At 69.4% G+C, this 20,263-nt stretch carries 16 protein-coding genes; 9 read left to right on the forward strand and 7 right to left on the reverse strand.

Features of this window, described 5'->3' with window-relative positions; translation table 11 throughout:
• The first annotated feature begins 48 nt into the window (after positions 1-48).
• The 5 genes from IEY87_RS07815 (at position 49) to IEY87_RS07835 (ending at position 7,763) form a co-directional block, all read left to right on the forward strand.
• Positions 49-1,419 (forward strand): RDD family protein, encoded by a 1,371-nt coding sequence (locus tag IEY87_RS07815; protein ID WP_189137796.1) that lies wholly within the window; start codon positions 49-51, stop codon positions 1,417-1,419.
• 118 nt (positions 1,420-1,537) lie between these two features.
• Positions 1,538-2,026 carry an RDD family protein gene (locus IEY87_RS07820; protein WP_189137797.1) on the forward strand — a complete coding sequence of 163 codons (489 nt, stop codon included), beginning with the start codon at positions 1,538-1,540 and terminating at the stop codon, positions 2,024-2,026.
• 517 nt (positions 2,027-2,543) lie between these two features.
• The gene (locus IEY87_RS07825) at positions 2,544-2,876 is read left to right on the forward strand and encodes a histone-like nucleoid-structuring protein Lsr2 (RefSeq protein ID WP_189137798.1); all 333 of its coding nucleotides are present in this window, start codon (positions 2,544-2,546) and stop codon (positions 2,874-2,876) included.
• 1,098 nt (positions 2,877-3,974) lie between these two features.
• The gene (locus IEY87_RS07830; RefSeq protein ID WP_189137799.1) at positions 3,975-6,476 is read left to right on the forward strand and encodes an ATP-dependent Clp protease ATP-binding subunit; all 2,502 of its coding nucleotides are present in this window, start codon (positions 3,975-3,977) and stop codon (positions 6,474-6,476) included.
• A gap of 348 nt (positions 6,477-6,824) precedes the next feature.
• Complete coding sequence (locus IEY87_RS07835; RefSeq protein ID WP_189137800.1) at positions 6,825-7,763, forward strand: sugar phosphate isomerase/epimerase family protein; 939 nt, start codon at positions 6,825-6,827, stop codon at positions 7,761-7,763.
• A 53-nt stretch (positions 7,764-7,816) separates the two neighbouring features.
• Here IEY87_RS07835 and IEY87_RS07840 read toward each other — a convergent pair whose 3' ends face one another.
• Entirely contained in the window at positions 7,817-8,287 is a 471-nt protein-coding gene (locus tag IEY87_RS07840) for a MarR family winged helix-turn-helix transcriptional regulator (protein WP_189137801.1), read from the reverse strand.
• Positions 8,288-8,347: 60 nt separating this feature from the next.
• On the opposite strand from IEY87_RS07840, the gene IEY87_RS07845 reads away from it, so the two are divergent.
• Entirely contained in the window at positions 8,348-8,764 is a 417-nt protein-coding gene (locus IEY87_RS07845; protein WP_189137802.1) for a cupin domain-containing protein, read from the forward strand.
• A gap of 98 nt (positions 8,765-8,862) precedes the next feature.
• Here IEY87_RS07845 and IEY87_RS07850 read toward each other — a convergent pair whose 3' ends face one another.
• Positions 8,863-9,621 carry an iron-sulfur binding domain-containing protein gene (locus IEY87_RS07850; RefSeq protein ID WP_263651794.1) on the reverse strand — a complete coding sequence of 253 codons (759 nt, stop codon included), beginning with the start codon at positions 9,619-9,621 and terminating at the stop codon, positions 8,863-8,865.
• A gap of 196 nt (positions 9,622-9,817) precedes the next feature.
• Between IEY87_RS07850 and IEY87_RS07855 the strand changes: the two genes are divergently transcribed.
• Positions 9,818-10,504: a hypothetical protein gene (locus tag IEY87_RS07855; protein ID WP_189137804.1), complete on the forward strand. Its 687-nt coding sequence runs from the start codon at positions 9,818-9,820 to the stop codon at positions 10,502-10,504.
• A 248-nt stretch (positions 10,505-10,752) separates the two neighbouring features.
• Here IEY87_RS07855 and IEY87_RS07860 read toward each other — a convergent pair whose 3' ends face one another.
• Positions 10,753-11,472 carry an SDR family NAD(P)-dependent oxidoreductase gene (locus IEY87_RS07860; protein ID WP_189137805.1) on the reverse strand — a complete coding sequence of 240 codons (720 nt, stop codon included), beginning with the start codon at positions 11,470-11,472 and terminating at the stop codon, positions 10,753-10,755.
• A gap of 179 nt (positions 11,473-11,651) precedes the next feature.
• Here IEY87_RS07860 and IEY87_RS07865 point away from each other — a divergent pair, with 179 nt between their 5' ends.
• On the forward strand, positions 11,652-12,584 hold the full coding sequence (locus IEY87_RS07865) for a helix-turn-helix transcriptional regulator (protein ID WP_225277098.1): 933 nt from the start codon (positions 11,652-11,654) through the stop codon (positions 12,582-12,584).
• A 154-nt stretch (positions 12,585-12,738) separates the two neighbouring features.
• On the opposite strand, the gene disA is transcribed toward IEY87_RS07865, so the two are convergent.
• The 3 genes from disA to radA form a co-directional block, all read right to left on the reverse strand.
• Positions 12,739-13,821: a DNA integrity scanning diadenylate cyclase DisA gene (gene disA / locus IEY87_RS07870; RefSeq protein WP_189137806.1), complete on the reverse strand. Its 1,083-nt coding sequence runs from the start codon at positions 13,819-13,821 to the stop codon at positions 12,739-12,741.
• 190 nt (positions 13,822-14,011) lie between these two features.
• Positions 14,012-14,899 carry a hypothetical protein gene (locus tag IEY87_RS07875; protein ID WP_189137807.1) on the reverse strand — a complete coding sequence of 296 codons (888 nt, stop codon included), beginning with the start codon at positions 14,897-14,899 and terminating at the stop codon, positions 14,012-14,014.
• Positions 14,900-15,025: 126 nt separating this feature from the next.
• Positions 15,026-16,432 (reverse strand): DNA repair protein RadA, encoded by a 1,407-nt coding sequence (gene radA / locus IEY87_RS07880; RefSeq protein WP_189137808.1) that lies wholly within the window; start codon positions 16,430-16,432, stop codon positions 15,026-15,028.
• Between the two features lie 591 nt (positions 16,433-17,023).
• Between radA and IEY87_RS07885 the strand changes: the two genes are divergently transcribed.
• Entirely contained in the window at positions 17,024-17,854 is an 831-nt protein-coding gene (locus tag IEY87_RS07885) for a collagen-like domain-containing protein (RefSeq protein ID WP_189137809.1), read from the forward strand.
• Positions 17,855-18,004: 150 nt separating this feature from the next.
• Here IEY87_RS07885 and IEY87_RS07890 read toward each other — a convergent pair whose 3' ends face one another.
• Complete coding sequence (locus IEY87_RS07890) at positions 18,005-20,257, reverse strand: M20/M25/M40 family metallo-hydrolase (RefSeq protein ID WP_189137810.1); 2,253 nt, start codon at positions 20,255-20,257, stop codon at positions 18,005-18,007.
• Positions 20,258-20,263 lie beyond the last annotated feature (6 nt).

The following is a 20,263-nucleotide window of genomic DNA, read 5'->3' on the forward strand; positions in this document are numbered from 1 at the left end:
CATGTGCCCTGACACGTGCCACATGCGCACTCGAAGCGAGGTGACACGGTGAGCACAGGACAGCCTCCGTATCCTCAGGACAACTCCGGCGAAAACCCGCCGTACGGGAATCCTGAATACGGGCAGAGCACGGGACGCCAGCAGGGCGAGCCCGACCCCGACGTGACCATCGTCGGTTACCGGGCTGACGACGCTTATGGCCAGCAGCCTCAGTATGGGCAGCAGCCGCAGTACGGGCAGCCGGGCTACGGCCAGCAGCAGCCCGAGTACGGCCAGCAGCAGGGCTACGGGCAGCAGCAACAGGGGTACGGACAGCCTGGTTACGGGCAGCCGTCCCAGCCTGACTACGGCCAGCAGCAGGGCTACGGGCAGCAGGGGTACGGCCAGCAGTCCCAGCCCGACTACGGCCAGCAGGCCAACTACGGCCAGCAGCCGGCGTCCCAGCCGGACTACGGGCAGCAGCAGGGGTACGGGCAGCCTGGCTATGGCCAGCAGCAGCCCGAGTACGGCCAGCAGGGCTACGGTCAGCAGCCTCCGTCCGGCCAGCAGGGCTACGGCCAGCAGCCCCCCTCGGGCCAGCAGGGCTACGGCCAGCAGCCGTCTTCCGGCCAGCAGGGTTATGGTCAGCAGCCGTCTTCCGGCCAGCAGGGTTACGGTCAGCAGCCGCAGTACGGCCAGCCCGGTTATGGGCAGCAGCAGCCGGACTACGGCCAGCAGCAGCCGGACTACGGCCAGCAGCAGGGCTACGGCCAGCAGGGTTACGGCCAGCAGCAGCCCGACTATGGGCAGCAGCAGGCTTACGGCCAGCCTGGTTACGGCCAGCAGCCTCAGTACAGCCAGCCGGGCTACGGCCAGCAGCCCTACGGGCAGTCGTACGGCAAGCCGGTCGGGGTGCAGCCGCCCGGGGCCCCGGCGCCGCTCGCGGAGTGGTGGCAGCGGCTGGTGGCCCGTCTGATCGACGGCGTTATCTTCGGCGTCATCTCCTTCCTGGTCACCCTCATCACGACCGCCCTGTTCGTCGCGAGCTACAGCTCGGTCACCGGCGCCACGAGTGGCTTCGTGGGCGCCTCCTCCTTCCTCGCGGGGCTCATCCAGTACGCCATCCTGACCGCGCTGTACGTGGCCTACGACTTCTTCATGACCAAGATGAACGGGCAGACGCTCGGCAAGATGGTGATGGGGATCAAGGTCGTCCCGGTGGGTCAGGCGCTGCCGCCCGGCGGGCTGCCGACCGACCTGGCGCTCAAGCGCGCCGGAGGCACCTGGGGTGGTTATGTGCTCGGCATCGTCCCGTTCGTCGGCCCGTTGCTCGGGGTGATCGTCGTGGGCCTGAATGCCGCTTCCCAGCTCTGGGACAAGCCGCTGCAGCAGACGTTCGCCGACAAGTTCGCCGGCACCGTGGTGGTCAAGATCAAGTAATCGAGATCAAGCGAAACAGGGGCCGGCATCCCGTCGGTCCCTGTTTTTGTGCCTCGATCCGGTACCAGAATGGGGACAGGCAGGGCTCTGACGGGTCTGCGATCGTTGAGGTGAGGTTATGACCGGGACACCGCCGCAGGTGGACCTGATGCCCGCTGAATGGTGGGAACGACTCGTCGCCAGACTCATTGAAGCGCTCGTCTTCGGCGTCTTCTATTACATTCTGTTCATCGCGCTATGGGGCATCTTCCGAACTGTCGGGGTTCTGGACGCGTTCGAGGGACGTTTGCCCGCCGTGTTCGCATGGGTGCTCGCGGGGCTGGCATATACGGCCTACGACTGGTGGCAACTTTCCCGGGGCGGGCGGACCTTCGGGAAGGCGATCATGAAGATTCGGGTTGCGCCGGGCGACCTTCCGCCGCGCGACCGGCTCAAACGAGCCCTGCTCTATCCGGCGCCCGCTATGGTGATGGGCATTCCGGTGGTCAATCTGCTGGCCGGAATGTTCGTGTTCGGCGTCGGTCTGCTCATCTTGATCGACAAGCCACTCCAGCGCGGACCGCATGACAGACTCGCGGGAACGCTGGTGGTCAAAGATCTTCGTTGAGGCGCACGTACCTGGCCCGATGGCTTTTCACCAAATTTTCCGCTTGATCCGGTAAGGAGCCTGGAGAGACTGGCATTAGGCTATGGGCGTCCGGGTTGCCGGATGTTGGTGCCCCCTGCCAGGCTGTGGGCATCTGTGTGCCGCTATGGTCGGGTGCGGGCGGTGCTCTCACCTCGGGCGACATGAGGGCCGGGTGGCCCCAGCTCCCCCGCGACGTGTGTATAAACGCTCCTGAAACCCCGGTCCGCTGTGGAGACGAGGACGAATGCAAGCCGTAACAGACGTATTGTCGGCGCTCATCCCACCTGTCGTCGTGGGCGGCGCCTTCATCTTTGGCGTGGTGAAGTTGGTGCGCTCCGAGGGCGCTGGACGGCGTCCAAACCGCCAGGATCAGGCCGAGAACCGCAACTGATCAGCGGCTCAGCGAATCACTGCAGCTCTGAATTGTCTTAACGCCTTTCCGGGTATATGTTTGGCTCAGGCGAATGAAACAATGCTCCGGGAAAGGATTGCGTAGATGGCCAAGCAGATCCAGGAGATTCTCATCGATGACCTCGATGGGGGCGAGGCCAATGAGACGGTCAGCTTCGCTATTGACGGCTCCACCTATGAGATTGACCTCAGCGACCTTAACGCCAAGAAGCTGCGGGACTCCCTCACGCCTTTCGTGCAGCACGCTCGCCGGGCAGGTGCCGTATCGACGCGCCGTCGCGGACGTGGCGGGCAGCGGGCGATGAGCCGCGAGAAGAGCGCTGAGATCCGGCAGTGGGCCAAGGCTCATGGGCTGCCGGTCAGCGAGCGAGGCCGTATCGCCTCCACCGTCGTAGAGAAGTACGAGGCGGCCCACTAAGGAGCCGGCTCACCGACATGCGCTTATGCCGATCGCCTAGGACCCCGGCGGCCGCCATAAGCGCATGATCATTTCTAGGCCGAATCTCAAATGGTGGACGGTTTTCCCGTTGATCTTCTGATTCTTCGTCGAAGTGGGCATTTGGGCCCGACTTTCCCCGTGGACAGCGGGGATCCCGGAGGAATGCGCGGCATTTGTTGATCTGCCGCCCGGCCCCACCCCCTTTCCCGCCAGACATCCCGACGCTCCCGCTTCCCCTGCCGGCCGTGCCGGGGAGGCGGGATTCGCCGTTATGGCGGCAAGCCCGATCGTCACTGTGATCGCGTTATGGCCGGCGGTCGCGAGAATCCGGCCATGAGAGCGTTCCCACGCCGGCGGTTCAGTCCGGACGTTCTCCAGGGCTCCACAGGACGTCGTTCTCCACGGCCCCAGAGGTTCTCCGCGGGATCCCACAGGACGTTCTCCACGGGACGTTCTTCACAGGGCGGGCGTTTCACGTGAAGCCGTTCAAGTGAACTCTCGCCCCAAGGGGCTCGCGAGAGCACTCGCCGCACTCATTCCGCCCCTCGTTTCGGCGCGCGCGTTCCCCGGCTTGTACGCCGGAGGTCCGTAATCCACGCCATCCTGGCCGGGTGCGCGGCGGGGCCTGCGGCGCCATCGGTAACGATCCTGACCAGACGGCTGTGATTACGCCCTGGGTGATACGTTCCACAGCCGCTTGGCCTGCGTTTGCATCAGCGCATACGATGGCAGGGGTAAGAGTTACGGACGCGGCACCAAGATGAGTGGGCGAGAGCGACCCCAGGCCTGTCCGACACGGCGTCCGCCAGTGGATCCGTGCCGATCCGCCCGCGCCGTCACCGGGGAATTTCACCCACTTCCGGCGAGCGCCCTAAACATCGTTCGCTTGCGGCGTATCGGGAACATGTGACCCCCGAACGGTAGTTGGATAGAGGGTGAAGGCCCTGCTCTCGGGGAACGTGTCTGCTATAGAGCGTGTCAGCGGCAGAGGGCAAGGTTTGCCGAGCCAGGGCTAGCATGCGGGATGACGGGACCGGATTAACCGGCCTGACTGACCGCTCTGTGAGGAGCGACGAGATGTTCGAGAGGTTCACCGACCGAGCGAGGCGTGTTGTCGTCTTGGCCCAAGAAGAGGCCAGGATGCTCAACCACAACTACATCGGCACTGAGCACATTCTTCTTGGTTTGATCCACGAAGGTGAGGGCGTAGCCGCCAAGGCTCTGGAGAGCCTCGGCATCAGCCTTGAGGGTGTGCGTCAGCAGGTCGAGGAGATCATCGGCCAGGGCCAGTCGGCTCCGTCGGGGCACATTCCGTTCACCCCGCGGGCCAAGAAGGTCCTCGAGCTGTCGCTCCGTGAGGCTTTGCAACTGGGTCACAACTACATCGGCACCGAGCACATCCTGCTCGGGCTCATCCGTGAGGGTGAGGGTGTGGCCGCCCAGGTGCTGGTCAAGCTTGGAGCCGATCTCAACCGTGTGCGGCAGCAGGTCATCCAGTTGCTCCACGGTTACCAGGGCAAGGAGCCGGCCGCCGCGGGTGGCCCGCAGGAGTCGGCCCCGTCGACCTCCCTGGTGCTCGACCAGTTCGGCCGCAACCTGACCCAGGCCGCCCGTGAGGGCAAGCTGGATCCGGTCATCGGCCGTGAGAAGGAGATCGAGCGGGTCATGCAGGTCCTCTCCCGGAGGACCAAGAACAACCCGGTGCTGATCGGCGAGCCTGGCGTCGGCAAGACCGCCGTCGTCGAGGGCCTGTCGCAGAAGATCGTCAGAGGCGAGGTGCCCGAGACGCTGAAGGACAAGCAGCTCTACACGCTTGACCTCGGTGCTCTGGTGGCCGGCTCGCGTTACCGCGGCGACTTCGAAGAGCGCCTGAAGAAGGTGCTCAAGGAGATCCGCACCCGCGGCGACATCATCCTGTTCATCGACGAGCTGCACACGCTCGTGGGTGCGGGTGCCGCCGAGGGCGCGATCGACGCCGCCAGCATCCTCAAGCCGATGCTGGCCCGTGGTGAGCTGCAGACCATCGGCGCCACCACGCTCGACGAATACCGCAAATACCTGGAGAAGGACGCCGCTCTCGAGCGCCGGTTCCAGCCGATCCAGGTGGCCGAGCCCTCGCTCAGCCACACGATCGAGATCCTCAAGGGTCTGCGTGACCGTTACGAGGCGCACCACCGGGTCTCCATCACCGATGGCGCGCTGGTCGCCGCCGCGCAGCTGGCCGACCGCTACATCAGCGACCGCTACCTTCCCGACAAGGCGATCGACCTCATCGACGAGGCCGGATCCCGGATGCGCATCCGCCGGATGACCGCTCCGCCGGACCTGCGCGAGTACGACGAGAAGATCGCCAACGTCCGCCGGGACAAGGAGTCCGCGATCGACGCGCAGGACTTCGAGAAGGCGGCTGCCCTCCGGGACCAGGAGAAGCAGCTCCAGCTCAAGCGCGAGCGGCGGGAGAAGGAGTGGAAGGCCGGCGACATGGACGTCGTGGCCGAGGTCACCGAGGAGCTCATCGCAGAGGTCCTGGCGACGGCCACCGGCATCCCGGTCTTCAAGCTGACCGAGGAGGAGTCGCAGCGCCTGCTCCGCATGGAGGACGAGCTCCACAAGCGGATCATCGGCCAGGACGACGCCATCAAGGGCCTGTCGCGGTCCATCCGGCGCACCCGCGCCGGTCTGAAGGACCCGCGGCGTCCCGGCGGCTCGTTCATCTTCGCCGGTCCGTCCGGTGTCGGTAAGACCGAGCTGTCCAAGGCTCTGGCGGAGTTCCTCTTCGGCGACGAAGACGCTCTGATCAGCCTCGACATGTCGGAGTTCATGGAGAAGCACACCGTCTCCAGGCTGTTCGGCTCGCCTCCCGGCTACGTCGGCTACGAAGAGGGCGGTCAGCTCACCGAGAAGGTGCGGCGCAAGCCGTTCTCCGTGGTCCTGTTCGACGAGATCGAGAAGGCCCACCCCGACATCTTCAACTCGCTGCTGCAGATCCTGGAAGACGGTCGCCTGACCGACGCCCAGGGCCGGGTGGTCGACTTCAAGAACACGGTCATCATCATGACCACCAACCTCGGCACCCGGGACATCTCCAAGGGCATCGGGGTCGGGTTCGCGAAGTCCAACGACGCCGACTCCAACTACGACCGGATGAAGTCGAAGGTCCAGGAAGAGCTCAAGCAGCACTTCCGGCCCGAGTTCCTCAACCGTGTCGACGACATCGTGGTCTTCCACCAGCTGACGCCGAACGAGATCATCAAGATCGTGGATCTGATGCTCGCCCAGGTGGACGCTCGCCTGAAGGACCGCGACATGGGGCTCGATGTCTCGACCGAGGCCAAGAACCTGCTGGCCGAGCGCGGTTACGACCCGGTCATGGGTGCGCGGCCGCTGCGCCGTACGATCCAGCGCGAGCTTGAGGACTCCCTGTCGGAGAAGATCCTCTACGGCGAGCTCCGTCCGGGGCAGGTCGTCAAGGTCACGATCGAGGGCGAGGGCGACAACGCCAAGTTCCTCTTCGTGGGCGAGGACGTCCCGCAGATTCCCGACTCGGCCGCGGCGATCGCCGGTTCGATCCAGAGCTGACGGTTCAGCGCCGAGCGCGCCAAGAAACCCCTCGTGTCCAGGACGCGGGGGGTTTCTTGCTGTCCGGGGTCGGTGCCAGGCGTTTCACGGCGACCGTTGCCGAAAAGTTGGCAGTTCGGCTATGCGCGCCACCAGAAGTAGTACTACACTGCGTAGAGCTTCGCCAAGTCCTTCCCAAGCCAGCCGCAAGAGCGCGCTTTTACGGTCGGAGGGACTGCTCCCTGGGGAGTAGTACGAAATCAACTCAGGGCGGACGCGTGCGCCACCCGTGAGCAGTCATGCTCGCCAGGGTCCGCGCGAGCCTCAAGCGGGCGAGGGGACAACCGATGCAAGTTGTGGAGGAAGCCGATGCGCCTGCGTCACGTTGACGGAACGCTCGTTCACCTCGCCTATAACGCAGGCGTTCACCCCGCTGAGGACCTGGAGAACCTGATCGCCCACCTGACCCGCTACGCCGTCCCGGTGCGCAAGCGGCTCGGCGTGGAGCGGATGGGCGTCGGCCTGTGGCTGTCGCCCACGGTGGCCGACCACCTCACCGCCGATCGCATCGAGCTGGTGCGGCTGCGCCGCTCGCTGGAGGAGCGCGGCCTGGAGGTCGTCAGCCTCAACGGCACCGGCGGCCGCAACCAGGAGGTGCCTGGCCCCGACTGGGCCAAGCCCGAGCGCTACCGCTACACGATGGCGCTGGCCAAGATCCTGGCGTTTCTGCTGCCCGAGGACGTGAGGTTCGGCAGCATCTCCACGATACCGATCGGCTGGCGCCGCGACTGGCCCGCCGACCTCCACTCCATCGCCACCCGGCGGCTGGAGCGGCTGGCCCGCGAGCTGCGCGGCATCTACAGCGTCACCGGCAAGACCATCAGGGTCGGCTTCGAGCCGTGGCCCGGGTGTGTGCTGGAGACGACCGAGCAGGCGCTGGAGCGCGTGGGCGGGATCGGCTCCGAGCACCTGGGCATCTGCCTGGACGCCTGTCACCTCGCCTGCGGCTCCGAGGAGCCCGGTGCGGCCCTGCGCGGCCTGGCCGAGGCCGGTGCGCCGGTGGTCAAGCTGGGCCATGTGCACAGCCACGCCGGCGGCACGCTCAACACCGGAGCCGTGCTCCACGACACGCTCACGGCGATGCTGTCGGGCGCGGTCAACGGCAGCGCGCACATCGAGGTCGAGACGCACAACCTGATGGTCCCGGGCCGCGCCAAGGGCCCCGGTGCCCTGGTGTCGCTCCTGGCCGAGGAGCTCGACTGGGCCCGCACCAACCTCAGCAGCCTGGGCCTGCAACTGGCCGCCTGAGGCCACAACGCCACGTCCGGTGGTGCGGGACGTGCTCACCTGCGTCATCTCTGTCAGAGGGTGCCGAACCACCCGGGGGTGTCGAGCCGCCAGAGGGTGGCCGGGGTCATCTTGCGGAGGTCGGACTCGAGGGCCTGGAGCCGGTCCGCGCCCAGCTCGGCGGCCCAGTTGGCGCGCAGGTCGTCGAAGATGCGGGCGGAGCGGGTGAGAGCGTCCAGGCCGTAGGGGGTCAGGCGGACGACTTTGCGCCTGGTGTCGTGGGGGTCGGGGGCGCGCTGGACGTAGCCGATGCGTTCCAGGGTCTCGATGGTCTTGCCCGCCGCCTGCTTGGTGACGCCGAGGGTGCGGCCGAGCTCGACGGCCGTCGTCCCGTGCGGGCCGATGGCCTGCATGACGAAGCCGTGCATGGGGCGAATGTCGGGGTGCCCCTGGCGGCCGAGCTCGGTGTGGAGCTCGTCGATCAGCACACGGAAGGCCAGGAGCAGACGCAGGGGCAGCTCGAAGCCTGGGGACTCGCTTGACATGATAGACAACCTGGTTCACTATCTAGACAACAACATTGTCTATCTTAGTGGAGGACGGCTGTGACTGTCATTCGTGACGCGCAGGCCCGCCGGATCGAGACGCCGAACGGCGTCATGACCACCCTTGCCTCGCCCACTCAGGGTGAGGCCGGCCAGTCCGTGTGGCGGGTGGACGCCCTGCCGGGGATGGTGGGCCCGCTGCATGCCTTCGACCGCGAGTCGGTGTGGACCTGGCTGGACGGTGGGTGTGTCGTGCAGGTGGGCCGCGAACGGTACGAGGTGGCCGCGGGGGACACCCTGGTGCTCGCGGCGGACGTGCTGCGGCAGATGTTCGGGGACGCCGAGCGTGGCTTCACCGCGATCGTGGCCGCTCCCGCCGGGGTGCAGGTCTACAACCCGGGCGGCCTCGTGGCCGACGGCGCCTGCGACCTCGTCCCCGAAGGAACCGAGCGAATGCCGCTGCCCTGGGCGTGCTGACCACGGCGGGATCTGCCGTCGCTCTCAGGCGTGCTGACCACGGCGGGATCTGCTGCCGGTCTCAGGCGTGCGGGAGGAGGCGGGATCTGCCGCCGCTCTCAGGTGTGGGGGAGGCGGTAGGTGCCGTCGTCCAGGTGCTCGGCCAGGCCGTCGGTGATGAGGCCGTCGAGGGCGCGTTCTCGCTGTATGGGCTCGTCCCACACCGCGTCCAATGCCGCCTTCGGCACCGGGCCGTGCGCGGAGCGCAGCACCGCCAGCAGACGGCCCCGGCACTGCCGGTCCGTGCCCGCGTACGACTGACCCTTGCGCGCAGGGCCCGCGTGCGGAGGCTTGCCGGCCAGGCGCCAGGCACACGCCCCCGCGATCGGGCAGTCGGCGCATCGGGGGCTGCGGGCCGTACAGACCAGGGCGCCCAGCTCCATCACGGCGACCCCCCAGCGGGCGGCGCCGAGCTCGGGCAGAAGTGCCTCGGCCAGCCGGCGTTCGGCGGCCGACGTGGCGGTGGGGGGATACTCCTCGGCCCGCACCGCTCGGGCGAACACCCGGCGGACGTTGGTGTCCAGCACCGCGTGCCGGCCGCCGTAGGCGAAACTGGCGACGGCGGCGGCGGTGTATTCGCCGATGCCCGGCAGAGCGAGCAGTGTCGCGTGGTCCGACGGCACGTGCCCGTCGTGCTCCGCGACGATGGCCTTGGCGCAGGCGTGCAACCGCAGCGCCCGGCGCGGGTAGCCGAGCCGGCCCCAATGGCGGACGGCCTCTCCGGGAGGCTCGGCCGCCAGCGCCTTCGGAGCGGGCCAGCGCGCCATCCATTCGAGCCACACCGGCAGCACCCGGGCGACCGGAGTCTGCTGCAACATGATCTCGCTGACGAGCACGCCCCAGGGGGTCGAATCGTCGGTGCGCCAAGGGAGTTCCCGGGCGTTGTTTTCGTACCACTCCAGAATGGGAAGGTGTAGGAGTTTCGGCTCAAGCACGCGCCCTAGCGTATGTGGAGATGGCAAGGCGCGGCGTGTCGTCACGCTGAGTGGCCGGGCGATTAAACATGCTGTGCTCATGGACCCCGATACGATGCGTGGCGACCCTGGATTGGGAGGCGACGTCTACTGGCGGCGGCGCATGAGCGTTCTGGTCGGAGTGCTTGTGGTGGTGGCCGTGGTGGCCTGGGCATGCTCCAGCGGCGGGAGCGGGCCCGAGCGCAAGTCCAGCGCCCAGTCCTCGGAGAGCGCCACGCCGGCCACCGATCCGCTGCTGGCCGGACTGCGCACTCTCGCCATGGGTACGGCCAGCCCCACGCCCAAGCCGAGCGTCACCAAGGCCACCCCGCAGGCACAGGCACAGGCGCACCGCCCGGGAGAGCCCTGCGCGGAGGCGAACCTGGTGATCGGCCTGCAAGGCAAGCAGGAGATCTACGCCGGAGGCACCCGCCCCAACTTCCTCATCACGGTCGTGAACACCGGCCCGGTCATGTGCAAGACCGACGTCGGGCCGCGAGCCATGGAGATCCGCATCACCTCGGGCGAGGACCGGATCTGGTCCACCTCCGACTGTGTCAGCGGCGCCGGAGTCGAGGTGAAGGAGCTGCAACGCGGCGTCCCCTACGTTCGCTCGCTCGACTGGGACCGCCGCCGCTCCAGCGGTGACTGCCGCACCGACCCGCCGAACGCCCTGCCTGGCACGTACGTCGCGGTGGCGCACATGGGCAAGCTCCGAAGCCCGAAGGGGGTCTTCCACCTGCGTTGACCGATCAGCTCCCGAGGCCGGTCGGAAGCGGCCCCGAGACGCTCGGCATCTCCTGCCGGCGCGGCCACCGCGCCACCGAACGCCACGAACGGGTGGGCGAACCGGGCCCCGACCGCCCTGAACAGATGGCGAAGGCGTAGACGAGCCAGACCGGGACGACAAGCAGGACTGCACGCCCGAGGACCCGCCATCGGAAGCGCCCCGCCAGTGACGACAACGTGGCACGGAGGGCAGTGAACGCCGGGGAGTCAGGAATCCTGGAACTTGTCGGCCAAGCCCTGGAAACCGGCCGGCAGGTCGTCGTAGAACAGCTCGGCCTCGGCCCGCTCGCCATGGAGCCGCCAGTAGGCCTCGGCGATGGCCTCGGGCTCGGAGGCGGGACCGCCCTGGCCGATGTAGGCCGCGATAGCGACATGGGCGGCGTAGACGCCGGTGCCGGACAGCGCCGCGTTCAGGTTCAGGATCCAGTTCCGCATGCCCGCGGTGGCGATCTGTACGTTCGCCACCTGCGGCACGATGATCGGTCCCGAGCCGGCCCCGCTGGTCACCAGGATGGTCCCGGAGCCGCGTTCCAGCATGCCGGGCAGCACCTGGTTCACCGCCGCCACCCCGCCGAGCAGGTACGTGTCCAGGTGGGGGAGCAGCGCGTCGACGGTGACGTGGGCCGCATCGACGATCGGCGCGGCGGTCAGGTCGGACGGTGTCGGAGCGGGCGAGTATTCCAGTACGTCGATCGGCCCAAGCTGCTCGGCGGCGGCGGCCAGTGCCGCTTGCAGGCCCGGCCGGTCGGTGACGTCCGCGGGGAAGACCTCCACCCGCGTACCCTCAGCGGCGATGCGGTCGGCGACCGCTTCCAGCCTCGTACGGTCACGCGCGACGAGTGCCACGTTGAAGCCCTCGGCCGCGAAGCGTTGCCCGATGGCGCGCCCGAGCTGCGGGCCCGCGCCGATGACGGCGATCGTGTTCATGAAGGGGACCTCGACTGTATCGTTCGGATTGCATTTCTCGACGTGGCGAGGGTGCGCCGGGGTCGGCATCGGCCGACGACCCGGCACCGGATCGACGAAGGATCGTTGACCGAAACGTACGTGAATCATCAAGGCCGCCGCTTGGATCGGCGCGACAACCAGGACGGAAGGTTTGCGACATGACGACCGGCATCCTCTCGTTCGACGCGTGCGGCCCGGGAGCTGTCGGTGATTTCATGCGCGAGTGGGACGCCCGGATCGGGAATCGATTCCCGCTGGCCTCCTTCAGCCCGGAGTCGGCCACCGGCTTCCGCTTCCGTTCCGCCGGGATGCGCGTCCGGGACGTGATGTTCAACAGCATCGACAGCACGTCGGCGATCCGGACCATCGGCGGGACCTTCGGCGTGGAGGACCACGTACGGGTGTGGGTCATGCGCCGGGGGGTGTCGCGATTCGGGAACCGCCAGGGCCGTGAGCACGCCGTGGCGGCGGGTCGATTCACGGCACACGGCGGGCGGTTAACCCATTTCGCCGCGGCGGCGCACTCCACCATCCAGGTGCTCGCGCTACCGGCCGGCGCCGTTCCGCGCCTGCGCGACCGTACGGTCTCCGGCTCGGCCGGTGCCGCGGAGATGCGCCTGCTGACCGCGCACCTCGACATGGTCCGCGAGAGTCTCGCCGCGCTTCGGCCGGCCGGAGTCGACGCCGCACGCAACACGCTCGTCGAACTGACCGCGGCGGCGGTCGCGGGAAGCTTCGACGAAAGCGAACCGCTGCTGGCTCCCGCGCTCGCCCGAGCCGCGAAAGAAATCGCCGACCGGCGGCTCACCGACCCCGAGCTGAGTCCGTCGGCGCTGGCGCGACATCTGAACGTCTCCGTCCGCACGCTGCAACGCGCTTTCGCCGCCGAGGGCCGCTCGGTCAGCGCCTACATCCGGGATCGGCGCCTGGAGGAGGCCCACCGTGCGCTGACGACGGCCGGGAAGTCCACGACCGTTTCCGAGCTGGCCGCGCGCCTGCAGTTCGCCGACGGCGGGCACCTCGCCCGCGCGTTCCGGAAACGTTATCGCCAGAGCCCCAGCGAATACCTCGCCGGCCTCCGCCGGTCATGATGACGGAGGCCGGACTCCCGGGCTGGCGCCCGCGTGACCTTCGACTGCGAGCTCGCCATCGCTGGAGCACAGGTGGTTCTTCGGGTGACCGAGGCCGGTCACCAGGATCCGCTTGCGTCGGCGATGATCCGACGGTCCCCGTGCGTACGGACGATCACACGTAACGTTCGAGGATGGAGGACTCCGCGAGGCGGGAGAGGCCCTCGCGGACGCTGCGGGCGCGGGACTCGCCGACGCCGCCTACGGCCTGCAGGTCGTCGATGCTGGCCGCCAGGAGCTTCTGCAGGCTGCCGAAGTGGTTGACCAGGCGGTCGATGACGGTGGCGGGCAGGCGGGGGACCTTGGCCAGCAGGCGGAAACCGCGCGGGCTGACCGCGCTTTCGAGCGTGTCGCCGCCGTGGTGGCCCAGCACGTTGGCCACCATCGACAGGTCCAGCAGCTCGCTGCCCGACAGGGCGTCCAGCTCGTGCAGGGACTCCGCGAGGCGGCGCTGCCGACGGCCGGCCGCCGCCGGGAGATAGTCGCGGACCACCAGCTCACGCTCGGAGTCGACGCCCGCGACCAGCTCATCGAGCTGCAGCGACAGCAGCCTGCCGTCGGTGCCCAGCTCGACCACATAGCCCTTGATCTCGTCGGAGATGCGCCGGACCATCTCCAGGCGCTGCGCCACCGCCGACACGTCGCGGACCGTCACCAGGTCCTCGATCTCCAGGGCGGACAGGGTGCCGGACACCTCGTCCAGGCGGTGCTTGTAGCGCTCAAGCGTGGCCAGGGCCTGGTTGGCCTTGGACATGATGACCGCCGACTCCTCCAGCACATAACGAATGCCGTCGAGGTAGACGGCGATGGTCCGCATGGACTTGCTGATCGCGATGATCGGCAGGCCGGTCTCCTTGGCCACGCGCTGGGCGGTGCGGTGCCGGGTGCCGGACTCGTCGGTCGGGATCGTCGGGTCGGGAACGAGATGGACGGCAGCGCGGATGATCCGGTGATCGTCGTTCATCACGATCGCGCCGTCCATCTTGGCCAGCTCGCGCAGCCGGGTGGACGAGAACTCCACGTCCAGCTCGAAGCCGCCGCTGCAGACCTGCTCGACGGCCTCGTTGTGGCCGAGCACGATCAGACCACCGGTCTGACCCCGCAGGATGCGCTCCAAGCCGTCGCGTAGCGGTGTGCCCGGGGCGACTGCCGCCAGGGCTTCGCGACGGCGGTCGTCAAGACTCCTGTCGTTAGGCACCTGACCCCCGTGTCCGATCGTCCAAACTCAGCTTAGCCGCGCAGGCCGAGGTCCACCTCCGCCTCAGGTCGAGGATTCCAGAGGTGACTCCTTCGGTGGGAGGAGGGCCCGCAAAGGTCGCGACATCGTGATATATCGCCCATTGGGGGTTGTTTCCCGGGTGACGCGTAATGGGGCTGTGACCGTACGATCAGATTCTGCTGTTACGGCGGAGGACCTCGACGGCGCTGACCGTGGTGTGGCCGCGCCAGTCCAGGGAGCCCGCCGGGGAGATCGTGGCGTAGTCGACGATCCAGCCGCCGTCGTCCTGCTGCAGGGCGGCGAGGCGGTCGAGGTCGGCGCCGATCACCGTGGGCGTGAACAGCTCCCGCGCCGGCCGGTCAGGGTAGGGCGCGAGGTCGAGCGGATGAAGGGCCTCGTTCTCGGTGCCGCCCTCGACCCGCACCCGGCCGTCCGCGGGCACGTACGCGCTGAGGCGGCGCAGGAGATCCGCCGCCTCGGGCCGGCTGTCGTACACGATGTCCAGGAAACGCACCGCGAAAGCCAGCACGTACGCGTGCGGCGCCTGGTCGAGCGCCTCGATCGCGGTCAGGCAGTAGCGAGTGGCCCGCTCCAGCCAGGGGTGCGCGGCCACCGCCGGGTCGTGCGCGGCGACGCGCCAGGCGGCCGCGGCCGTCACGGAGGTGATCTGGAGCGCCGACACGGTGGGGTCGGCGCCTTGCCACCAGGGGGCGGTGCCGGCGGAGACGGCGAGAGGCAGCGCGAACGGCAGCCCTCCATCGGGCAGAGACACCGACTCCAGCCAGTCGCACAGTGCCACGGCCTGCGGCGACGTGGCGGGGGCGACGTTCTCGAACACCTCGAAGGCGTGCAGCGCGGCCCCCGGCTGGCTCTCCGGGGAGCGGAGATCAGGCTCCAACCCCCACCCGTAACCGCCGTCGGCATTGCGGTAGCCGTCCAGGGCGGCCAGGGCGGCGGCGGGGCCGGTCCGGTGCATGAGCAGCTCGAAGCGGCGACGGTCCAGGACACGCGCGTGCGTGGCCATGAACGACTCGGCCGCGGAAAGGTCCACGTTCATGCGCCCATCGTCCCCCGCCCCCACCCCCAGGTCTTGTACGGATCAGCCATCCCTGGGTGTGTTGCCCCGGCTCACCACCTGCCCAGAAAAGTCAAGGGTCGAATCACCGGCGGCTGTTCCTGGATGTCAGGTGACGTGGGTGAGGGCGTCCCATACGTTTTCCGCCTCCATCACCTCGAAGCCCGGGGCGAAGGCGACCGGCCCCACTGGTACGAGGGAGCGCTGGCCGTTGCGCTTCTGGGTGCCCTGGTCGAGGGAGCCCGCCGGGACCAGGGCGCGTTTGAAGCCGAGTCGGGCCGCCTCCGTCAGGCGTCTGCGTACATCCTTGACCGGGCGTAGCTCTCCTGCCAGCCCGACCTCGCCGAGCGCCACCAGCCCGGCGGGGAGCGGCTTGTCGCCGGCGGCGCTGGCCACCGCGAGCATCACCGACAGGTCGACGGCCGGGTCGGCCAGCTTGAGGCCGCCGACCGTGGCCGTGAACACGTCACAGCCGCCCAGCCTGGCGTTGAGCCTGCGCTCCAGCACGGCGAGGATCATCTGCACGCGGTAGGTGTCGAGGCCCGAGGAGGTGCGCCTGGGCTGCTGCGCGTCGGTGCGGGCGACCAGGGCCTGCACCTCGGCGGGCAGCGGCCGGGTGCCCTCCACCGTGACGGTCACGCAGGTGCCGGGCACCGGGGCGCTGCGCCGGGAGACGAACAGGCCGCTCGGGTCGGTGATGCCTTCGATGCCGCGCTCGTGCAGGTCGAAGCAGCCGATCTCGTCGGTGGGACCGAACCGGTTCTTGATCGCGCGGACCATGCGCAGCCGGGAGTGGCGGTCGCCCTCGAAGCTGAGCACGACGTCGACCAGGTGCTCCAGGGTGCGCGGGCCGGCGATCGAGCCTTCCTTGGTGACGTGGCCGACGAGCACGGTGGCCATGTGGCGCTCCTTGGCCAGCCGGACCAGATTGGCGGCCACCTCGCGCACCTGCGTCACCCCGCCGGGCACGCCGGTGGCCTGGGCGGAGCCGACGGTCTGCACGGAGTCGACCACCAGCAGCTTCGGCTGGACCTTCTCCACGTGCGTGACCAGGGCCGCCAGGTCGGTCTCGGCCGCGAGGTAGAGCTCGTCGCGGATGGCGCCGATGCGGTCAGCGCGCAGCCGGACCTGCGCGGCGGACTCCTCACCCGTCACGTAGAGGACGGTGTCGCGCTCGGCGATGCGGGCCGCCGCCTCCAGCAGGAGCGTCGACTTGCCGATGCCCGGCTCGCCCGCCAGCAGCACCACCGCACCGGGCACCAGCCCGCCGCCCAGCACCCGGTCGAGCTCGCTCACGCCCGTTGTCCGCGCGGCCGCCATCTCGGCCTTGACCTGGCCGATCGGCATCGCCGGAGCGGTGGTGGCACCGGCCTGGACGACGTGCGCCCCGCCCCGCGCGCCTTCCTCGTCGACGGTGCCCCACGCCTGGCACTCGCCGCACCGGCCCACCCACTTCATGGTGCGCCACCCGCACTCGGCGCAGCGGTATCCGGGCTTCTGCGCTGACTTGGCCATGCCGAGCAGGCTAGCGCTCCCCGCCGACATTCCTCCCACAACCCGCCCCCCGGATCCCCGGTGTCCCCGTCCCGGCCCACTCCCCGCCATCCGGACGAACCAGCTCACCGACGCCTTGCCCCAGTCACTGCCGAAGCCCTCACCGTTGGCACAGGGACCATCGCACTCCCGTACCGCCGGATCGGGCCTCGCCGGATCGGGCCCCGCCGGACCGGGCCCCGCCGGACCGGGCCCCGCAGGACCGGGCCCCGCAGCACCGGACTGGGGGATCGGTGGATCGGTGGGCGCTTGGTCCGCTGTTCTGGTCGGTCGCCGACCAGGTCGACCAGCACGGCACCATCCATCGACCGTGGACACCCGCCCGGGTTTGGCCGCCCGCTTTGCGGATGCCGGTCTGTGGGGCCCTTGGAGGTCAGCGGGATGGGGTTGACGACCGGGTGAGCCGAGGCGTTGTGGGTTGCGGTCGAGAGGGGGCGCGGGGGTTTGGCGTTCGCGTGCGGCGTGGTGGGTTGATCGCTCGCATTGATGGACAGCGCGGCGATCTGGGCTCTCAATGGGGGTCAGGAGTGGCCGTGTGGTGAGGGGCTCGGTATGCGGCGTGGCGTTGAGGATGACGAGGGCGGCCCGGTCGCGGAGTGGGCGTGGGTTGATCCGCAGGCGTGGGAGACGAATGCCGCCGGCGGGGTGACGCCTGCGCAGCGGGCGCTGATCACGGGGCCGTGGGTGGGGCCGCCGGTTCTGGGGTGGGTGCTGGTGGTCGCTTTGGTGATCATGGAGGGATGGGCCGGGTGGATGGGGGCCACCACCAAGGGCGGGTTTCTCCCGGACGGCGGATGGCGCGGTGCTGTGTCGATGATGGCCTTCATCATGGTGGTGGTGGGCTGGCAACTCGTGGCAGGGATCTGGTTCTGGGGCTTGCCTGCCTGGGGTGAGCGGTACGTCTACCGCAAGGCGATCGTCGACCTGGCCGCCTGCCGGGTCGGCAGTGCGGTGGGGCAGATCGAGGTCGGCCCGACGGGACCACAGGCGCGGGTGGCGCGGGCTGAGGCTGCCCCCGGCGGCCCTGCTGGCCCAGACGGTCTCGATAGCCCAGGTGGTTCGGAGGTCTGGGGGGATTCTGGGGGTTCCATAGCCGACTCAGCGGCGCCGGAAGAGTCTGGGGCTGGTCCAGGTGGTTCGGCCGGGTGGGTGGGGCAGGTTGTGCCCGGCATGGGCGGCTCAGCGGGGCGGGAGGGGTCGCCCTTGCCGGTGGGGCAGGGGGATGTTGGGGAGCGGCGTTCGCAGGCGCTCGGGGAGGTGGACATCATTCCGGTGCCCCTCGGCGCTCCCGCCTTGCCGCCGCCCGGGCCCTATCGCCTGTACTGGCTGGAGCGGGGCAAGCGAGGGCGGCTGCTGCTGTCGGTGCGACCGCTGGACGAGTAGGGGTTGGTCACAGCGGGTGCACCCGGCAGGCGGTCGTTTGATGAGTGGCGGGTGCCACAAGGGGATGCATCCGGTAGACGGTCGCTGGAGGAGTGGCGGGTGCCGCAGTGGATGCACTCGGCAGAGGGTCGCCTGACGAGTTGCGGGGTGTCACAGTTGGTGCACTCGGAAGACGGTGGACTGGGGATACATGATGATCGTGTCGGGTGCCGGCTGGTAGCCCGGTATGGCGGACAGGTTGTGGCCCTGTTCGTATGCCTGGAGCCGCGCCGGCCCGGGAGGCAGCACGAGGGTGACCTCCAGCTCTTCGGGAGGGGCGTGATAGGCGAAGCCGGTCGCCCTGCTGAGGCGCCTGCCGTTGACCGTGATGGGGCCGATCGTGGAGTCGGAGACGGGCTTCGCGCCTTCTGAGGACATGATGGTGAGCCCGGTGACGGGGGCGTCGCCGGTCGGCTTCAGGCGGAGGGTCAGGGCGCGGTGTCCGCCGGTGGTCTCGTCCTTGACCACGGACAGCTCGGGGGCGCGCAGGTCGGCGGCCTGAGCGGGTCGGGTCGCCCAGCCCTCGGCGGCGAAGAATCGCTTGCTGTCGGGGCTGGGGGTCCCTGTCCGCGATCCCCAGACGGCCTCTCCGGTGGCGGTGTCCAAGGCATAGGCGAGACGTGTCTGTCGGGGATGCGCGGCGTCGAAGCGGTCCACGAACAGTCCCGCCGCCACCAGTCCCGCGGTGACGATCACGGCGGTCAGCAGTGGCAGGGCGGCCCGGCGGGGCTTGGCCGCCTGGGCGTCCGGCGCGACGCCACGCCCATCGCCCGGCCGGTCTCGCTCCACCAGCGGGAGCAGCAGCATCAGCAGCAGCGCGAAGTGCGGTGCCGCGATGATGCCGCCGATCGCCAGGCCCACGTCCATCGTGACCACGGCGGTGGCGCCGAGCAGGACCGCGGCGGGGGCCAGCCCGAGCGTGAGCGCGACCGTACGCCATCCTGTGCCGCGCAGTCGCGTCGAGACGAGCCAGCCGAGTGCGGCGAACAGCGCCGGCCAGCTCAGCGTGTGCGAGCCGCCGGGCAGCAGCGCGGCGAACACCAGCCCCAGCACGGCCACCAGCAGCAGAGCCCCGGCCGCGAGCGCGGCCGGTCCGACGCGGCGCAGCACGAGCCGCCAGGCCAGCACGACGGCGGCCGTGAAGACCAGCAGAGCCGCCTGATAGAGCCAGGGGCGATAGGGGTCGCCGGTCAGCATCCCGCTGTATTCGGGCCGGAACAGGGTGAGTAACGGCATCACCGCGAAACCGGCGGCCCCGGCGCCCACGACGGGCAGCAGCGCGAGTCCGGCGCCGGCCAGGGTGCGGGGCAGGGACGCCCGCCCTCGGCGTCTCAGGGTCCACACCAGGGCCGCCGCCAGTGCCAGGGCACCCACGGCGATGGGCAACTCCAGCCAGAGCGGATAGCGGACGAGCACCCCGGGGAGGGTGAAGTAGACCGACTCGTCCCCCGACTTGAGCGTGGCCAGGTCGGTGCCGGACAGGGTGCGGGTGAGGGCGAGCGCGTTGTCGCCCATCATCTGCAGGCTGCCCAGGTCCAGGTGGGCGGGGTCGTCGAGGGCCGTGTGGTAGTAGGCGCCGCCGCCGATGAAGGCGGAGTCGAGGCCGAGCCAGCCCGCCTCGTCGAAGACGTGGAAGTCGGTGTTGTTGGGCAGCACGCTCAGGATCGCCGCGAAGGCCGAGTCGGCCGACGGGTGGGGCGCGTGCGCGCCGTACAGGCTGATCAGCGGCGCGGAGCCGGGGGAGGCGCGGAACATCTGGACGGTGCCGCGGACGCCTCTGGCCTCCTGGTTGAGCACCACGACGGTGCCCTTGGCCAGGGGATCCTCCCTGATGAACGCCTCGGCGCCGAGCAGGCCGTCCTCCTCGCCGTCGGTGATGAGGAAGACGACGTCGTTGCGCAGGCCGGTGGGCAGTGCCCGCGCGACCTCGAGGATGGTGGCCACCCCGGCGCCGTCGTCGGCGGCGCCGGGACCGGCCTCCACGGAGTCGTAGTGGGCGGCCACGACCACGCGCCCGGTCGGCGCGGTGCCCGGACGCACGGCCACGATGTTGCGCATCGTGCCCATCGGGATCGCGCCGTTGGGGGACGGAAGGGGCAGGACGCCGACGCCCTCCTGGACGCGGACGTCCAGGCCGAGGGCGCGGAGTTGAGCGACGAGGTGCTCGCGGACGCGGGTGTGCTCGGCGGTGCCGACCGGATGCGGGGCGCGGGCGATGGCTCGGACGTGCTCGTGCGCCCTGGCGGCGCTGAAGGCCGCGGCGGGGGCGCCGGCGGGGCTGGGCGCGGGGGGTGCCAGGTCGAGCAAGGTGACGACGAGCAGCGCCGTCAACGCCACCAAGCCGGCCAGGGCGGTGCGGGTCATGGCCCA

The sequence above is a fragment of the Nonomuraea glycinis genome, from assembly GCF_014646515.1.
Lineage (GTDB): Bacteria > Actinomycetota > Actinomycetes > Streptosporangiales > Streptosporangiaceae > Nonomuraea > Nonomuraea glycinis.

Excerpts from the sequence above, each read along its gene's own strand:
- IEY87_RS07820 (WP_189137797.1), top strand. The coding sequence starts at position 1,538 with ATGACCGGGACACCGCCGCAGGTGGACCTGATGCCCGCTGAATGGTGG.
- IEY87_RS07825 (WP_189137798.1), top strand. The coding sequence starts at position 2,544 with ATGGCCAAGCAGATCCAGGAGATTCTCATCGATGACCTCGATGGGGGC.
- IEY87_RS07830 (WP_189137799.1), top strand. The coding sequence starts at position 3,975 with ATGTTCGAGAGGTTCACCGACCGAGCGAGGCGTGTTGTCGTCTTGGCC.
- IEY87_RS07835 (WP_189137800.1), top strand. The coding sequence starts at position 6,825 with ATGCGCCTGCGTCACGTTGACGGAACGCTCGTTCACCTCGCCTATAAC.
- IEY87_RS07840 (WP_189137801.1), bottom strand. The coding sequence starts at position 8,287 with ATGTCAAGCGAGTCCCCAGGCTTCGAGCTGCCCCTGCGTCTGCTCCTG.
- IEY87_RS07850 (WP_263651794.1), bottom strand. The coding sequence starts at position 9,621 with ATGTTGCAGCAGACTCCGGTCGCCCGGGTGCTGCCGGTGTGGCTCGAA.
- IEY87_RS07855 (WP_189137804.1), top strand. The coding sequence starts at position 9,818 with ATGGACCCCGATACGATGCGTGGCGACCCTGGATTGGGAGGCGACGTC.
- IEY87_RS07860 (WP_189137805.1), bottom strand. The coding sequence starts at position 11,472 with ATGAACACGATCGCCGTCATCGGCGCGGGCCCGCAGCTCGGGCGCGCC.
- IEY87_RS07865 (WP_225277098.1), top strand. The coding sequence starts at position 11,652 with ATGACGACCGGCATCCTCTCGTTCGACGCGTGCGGCCCGGGAGCTGTC.
- IEY87_RS07875 (WP_189137807.1), bottom strand. The coding sequence starts at position 14,899 with ATGAACGTGGACCTTTCCGCGGCCGAGTCGTTCATGGCCACGCACGCG.
- radA (WP_189137808.1), bottom strand. The coding sequence starts at position 16,432 with ATGGCCAAGTCAGCGCAGAAGCCCGGATACCGCTGCGCCGAGTGCGGG.
- IEY87_RS07885 (WP_189137809.1), top strand. The coding sequence starts at position 17,024 with ATGCGGCGTGGCGTTGAGGATGACGAGGGCGGCCCGGTCGCGGAGTGG.
- IEY87_RS07890 (WP_189137810.1), bottom strand. The coding sequence starts at position 20,257 with ATGACCCGCACCGCCCTGGCCGGCTTGGTGGCGTTGACGGCGCTGCTC.